Annotated in this window: 5 protein-coding genes; 2 read left to right on the top strand and 3 right to left on the bottom strand. The window is 66.3% G+C overall.

Features of this window, described 5'->3' with window-relative positions:
- A partial coding sequence (locus H0U68_RS03480) for a hypothetical protein (protein WP_296352774.1) occupies positions 1–545 on the top strand: 545 nt, incomplete at its 5' end.
- A gap of 245 nt (positions 546–790) precedes the next feature.
- Here H0U68_RS03480 and H0U68_RS03475 read toward each other — a convergent pair.
- From H0U68_RS03475 to H0U68_RS03465, 3 genes are all read right to left on the bottom strand, one after another.
- The gene (locus H0U68_RS03475; protein WP_296352773.1) at positions 791–1,639 is read right to left on the bottom strand and encodes a fumarylacetoacetate hydrolase family protein; all 849 of its coding nucleotides are present in this window, start codon (positions 1,637–1,639) and stop codon (positions 791–793) included.
- A 138-nt stretch (positions 1,640–1,777) separates the two neighbouring features.
- Positions 1,778–2,524, bottom strand: a complete 747-nt coding sequence (locus tag H0U68_RS03470) for an SDR family NAD(P)-dependent oxidoreductase (RefSeq protein WP_296352772.1) — start codon at positions 2,522–2,524, stop codon at positions 1,778–1,780.
- Entirely contained in the window at positions 2,521–3,267 is a 747-nt protein-coding gene (locus tag H0U68_RS03465) for an SDR family oxidoreductase (RefSeq protein ID WP_296352771.1), read from the bottom strand. The genes H0U68_RS03470 and H0U68_RS03465 overlap by 4 nt, the downstream gene beginning before the upstream one ends.
- A 125-nt stretch (positions 3,268–3,392) precedes the next feature.
- Here H0U68_RS03465 and H0U68_RS03460 point away from each other — a divergent pair, with 125 nt between their 5' ends.
- Positions 3,393–4,145, top strand: a complete 753-nt coding sequence (locus H0U68_RS03460) for a FadR/GntR family transcriptional regulator (protein WP_296352770.1) — start codon at positions 3,393–3,395, stop codon at positions 4,143–4,145.
- Positions 4,146–4,281 lie beyond the last annotated feature (136 nt).

The raw sequence follows: 4,281 nt of genomic DNA, 5'->3' as shown, positions 1-4,281 counted from the left end.
CGCCCTGCGGCTTTACTGCGCCCGCTTCGGGCTGTCCTTGCAGCCGGTCATCGCCGCACTGCTCGCCGCTCCAGGTCGTCGCCAGCAGGCTTGCCGCTGAGAACGGAATTGTTCAGGGCGGACTATTTAACAAAGGCAAGAGCGGCCTGGACTTGCGATGGGTCTACGCAGTGCACTATATGAATCAGTCACTCGACTGGCCTGGCGTACTGATTGGTCATGGCACGACCTTGCCGGCGGCATCGCACCTTTGGGTCCCTCCACAACCGCTGGCCCACAGCCACAACGACTTCGTCCAGGTGCTTTATAGTTTTGGGCTTGTTACCTTGCTTGCGTATTGCGCATTCCTCGCGAGCCTGGCGCGGCTGGCGTGGCTGCTGCTGAAACGCCATGGCCAGATCGGCTTCGTGTGCGCACTCACGGCTTTATTTCCCAATGTTTTGACCGACTTGGGCCTGCACCACTACGAAAAAGCCGCGCTCTTGGTGCTTGTCGCAGGATGGGCGATCGCAGTTGCCGATCAGGAATCGCGCGACGCCATTTGACACGCCAAGCCTGTGACGAGAACAGATAACGCCCAGTGATCATCCCCGGCCTCGACTCCCGCGCCCGCATGTCCACGCCACTTCTCCCTCGGTCTCAGCCTGCGCGGCGACGGCGACTGGCGCATCGAGCTGTTCGAGCAGTCGCAACGCGATGGTACTGGGCATTACCTTGGGTTTCTCGCCGGCGCGGGCGGCTGCCTGCGCTACTCTCTCGATCGCCCCGCTGACGAGGTGAACTGCGTCCCTCACACCTTGAACGGCACCACCACCTGCCGCTGCTCGCCCAATCCCTGGATGCCCAGCGTGATCACGTCGCCCTTCTTCAGGTACATCGGCGGCTTCATGCCCAGGCCGACGCCGGGGGGCGTGCCGGTGGTGATGACGTCGCCGGGCAGCAGCGTCATGAACTGGCTCACGTAGCTCACGATCTGCGCCACGTTGAAGATCATCGTCTTGGTGTTGCCGGTCTGCATGCGCTTGCCGTTCAGGTCCAGCCACATGTCCAGGCGCTGCACGTTCTCGACCTCGTCGGCCGTCACCAGCCAGGGGCCGATCGGGCCGAAGGTGTCGCAGCCCTTGCCCTTGTCCCATTGCGAGCCGCGCTCCAGCTGGTATTCGCGCTCGCTCACGTCGTTGATCAGGCAGTAGCCGGCCACGTACGCCAGCGCGTCCTTCTTGCTCACGTAGCGCGCGCGCGTGCCGATCACCACGCCCAGCTCCACTTCCCAGTCGGTCTTGACCGAACCCTTGGGCAGCATCACAGGATCGTTCGGGCCCTGGATGCAGCTGGTCGCCTTCATGAAGACGATAGGTTCGGTGGGGATCGGTGCGCCGGATTCGGCGGCGTGGTCGGCGTAGTTCAGGCCGATGGCGATGAACTTGCCCACCTGCGCCACCGGGCAACCAAAGCGCGGCGTGCCGCGCACCGCCGGCAGCTTGGCCGGATTGATTTTGCGAATGCGCGCAAGGCCTGCGGCACCCAGCTGCTGCGCGCCGATGTCGGGCACCACGCTGCTCAAGTCGCGCAGCTTGCCGTCGCTGTCGATGAGGCCGGGCTTTTCCTTGCCGGGGTTGCCGTAGCGGACCAGTTTCATTTCTTGTCGCCTTTCTTGGTTGTCTTCAGAACCTGCCTCCAACCGTTCGCCCTGAGCCTGTCGAAGGGTTCACGCGCGGGCTTCGACAGGCTCAGCCCGAACGGGATTCTCGAACGGGGATTTCGATCGGTTGAGTATTCAATACGTCGCGCGGCCGCCGGACAGGTCGAACACCGCGCCGGTGGAGAACGCGCACTCCTCGGTGCACAGCCACGCCACCAGCGACGCGATTTCCTCGGGCGCGCCGAAGCGGCCCATCGGGATTTTGGACAGCATGAAGGCCAGGTGTTCGTCGGCCATCTGCGAGAACATGGGCGTCTTCACCGCCGCCGGCGTCACGCAGTTGACGCGCACACCGGTCTCGGCCAGTTCCTTACCCAGCGACTTGGTCAGCGCGATCACCGCCGCCTTGCTCGCACTGTAGGCGCTCGCGTTCGGGTTGCCTTCCTTGCCGGCCACCGAGGCGATGTTGACGATGCGCCCGTAGCCGGCTTCGCGCATCGCCGGTACCACCTCGCGGCAGCACAGGAACACGCCGTTGAGGTTGACGTCCATCACCTGCCGCCAGGCATCCACCGGGTAGTCCCACAGCTTGGCGTTCGGGCCGGTGATGCCCGCGCTGTTGACCAGCGCGTCGATGCGCCCGGCGTGGGCGCGCGTGGCCTGCACCGCGCGGCGCACCGACTCCACGTCGGTCACTTCCACGGCGACGGCATGCGCCTTGTCGCCCAGCTGCGCCACGGCCGTGGCAGCTGCCGCTTCGTCGCGGTCCCACAGGGTGACGCTGCCGCCCGAGACGATCAGCCGCTTGGCGAACGCAAACCCCAGGCCGGACGCGCCACCTGTCACCACCGCATGCCGGCCACGGAAATCGAGCTGGTTCATAGCGTGATCCCGCCGTCTACCGCGAACGCCTGCCCGGTGGCGAAGGCCGACTCGTCGCTTGCCAGATACACCACCAGCGGCGTGATTTCCTCGGCCGTCGCCAGCCGGCCCATGGGCTGGCGCGCGATGAAGGCCTTGCGCGCGGCCTCGTAGTCGCCGCCGGCGCGCATCCGGTCGTGCAACGAGGGCGTGTCCACCGTGCCGGGGCAGATCGCATTGCAGCGGATGCCGTGCGTCACGTAGTCGGCCGCCACGCTCTTGGTCAGGCCTATCACCGCGGCCTTGGTGGTGCCGTAGATGAAGCGGTTGGGCAGGCCCTTGATGCTGCTGCACACGCTGGCCATGTTGATGATGCTGCCGTGCCCGCGGCCCTCGTCGTTGTCCAGCATGCGCGGCAGCGCCGCCTGGATCGCCCAGTACTGCGAGCGCACGTTGAGGTTGAGCGCGAAGTTCCATTCCTCGTCGCTGGCCTGCAGCACGGTGCCGTTGTGCACGAAGCCGGCGCAGTTGAACAGCACGTCGATGGCCGGCATAGCGGCCACCACGGCGTGGATGGCGCCCTTGTCGAGCACGTCGAGCTGCAGCGCGCGCACGTTGTCCATGCCGTCGTAGTCGCGCAGCAGGCTGTCGTTCACGTCGGTGGCCCAGACGGTGGCGCCTTCGGCCACCATCGCAAGCACGCTAGCGCGGCCCATGCCCTGGCCGGCGGCCGTGACGAGCGCGGTCTTTCCCTTCAATCGCATCGATGCGTCTCCTTGCACCAAACCCCGGGTTTCGCCGGATGCGCCCGCGGGTGCCGGACCGGATATTAATTGGTCTGACCACTTGGCCACTTAGGCACAACCCTAGCCCTCCCGCGCGCAGCTCCATGCCCCTGCAAACCGTCGAACCGAAACGCCTCTACCGCCAGATCGCGGAGCAGCTGCGTTCGCTCATTGCCGGCGGCGAGTTCCCGCCGGGCAGCCGCCTGCCGGCCGAGCGCGACCTGGCCAAGCAGCTGGGCGTGAGCCGGCCTTCGGTGCGCGAGGCGCTGATCGCGCTGGAGGTGGAAGGCTGGGTCGAGGTGCGCACCGGCTCGGGCGTGTACGTGCTGCAGCGCCCCGGCCAGCTGAACGGCCACGCGCCCAAGATCCCCCCCAACGAATGGGGGCCGCTGGAACTCATCCGCGCGCGCCGCGTGATCGAAGGCGAGATCGCCTCGCTGGCGGCCACGCACGCGAAAAGCAGGCACGTCAAGGCGATTGCCGATGCGCTCGGCCAGATGAAGGACGACACGGCGCGCGAGGTGCAGCCGCTGGACGGCGATCGCGCCTTCCACACCGCCATTGCCGAGGCCTGCGACAACGTGGTGCTGCTGGAGACCGTGCAGACCTTCTGGGACGCGCGCCGCGGCCCGCTGTTCGAGCGCCTGGGCAACCACTTCGAAACCGTGCCGTCCTGGCGCATGGCGATCGCCGAGCACGAGCTGATCCTGGGCGCAATCCGCACCCGCGACGCGGCCGGCGCGCGCGAGGCGATGCAGGCGCACATGGACAAGTCCCACGCGCGGTTCAGCGCCAGCTGGCGCCGCGCCGCGCGTTCCAAAACCCAGACAACAGACCGGCTGCGCGCCGGCACCTGAATCCACCTTGTGTCCTGTCCCGTAAATAACAGGCATTAATCGTGCTTGCTCTTGCGGTATCTTTCGAGCGGAGATACGCAATGAGAACGGGCAGGCCAAAGGCGGATTTGATCTTGTCGGACGAGGAGCGTTCGCA

This window comes from Ramlibacter sp., from assembly GCF_013697775.1.
Lineage (GTDB): Bacteria > Pseudomonadota > Gammaproteobacteria > Burkholderiales > Burkholderiaceae_C > Ramlibacter.
The sequence above is the reverse complement of the archived record's forward strand: the minus strand, read 5'-3'. Positions and strand labels throughout refer to the sequence as shown.

What these genes read in the sequence shown, in the direction of transcription:
- H0U68_RS03475 (WP_296352773.1), bottom strand. Translation starts at nt 1,639, where the DNA reads ATGAAACTGGTCCGCTACGGCAACCCCGGCAAGGAAAAGCCCGGCCTC.
- H0U68_RS03470 (WP_296352772.1), bottom strand. Translation starts at nt 2,524, where the DNA reads ATGAACCAGCTCGATTTCCGTGGCCGGCATGCGGTGGTGACAGGTGGC.
- H0U68_RS03465 (WP_296352771.1), bottom strand. Translation starts at nt 3,267, where the DNA reads ATGCGATTGAAGGGAAAGACCGCGCTCGTCACGGCCGCCGGCCAGGGC.
- H0U68_RS03460 (WP_296352770.1), top strand. Translation starts at nt 3,393, where the DNA reads ATGCCCCTGCAAACCGTCGAACCGAAACGCCTCTACCGCCAGATCGCG.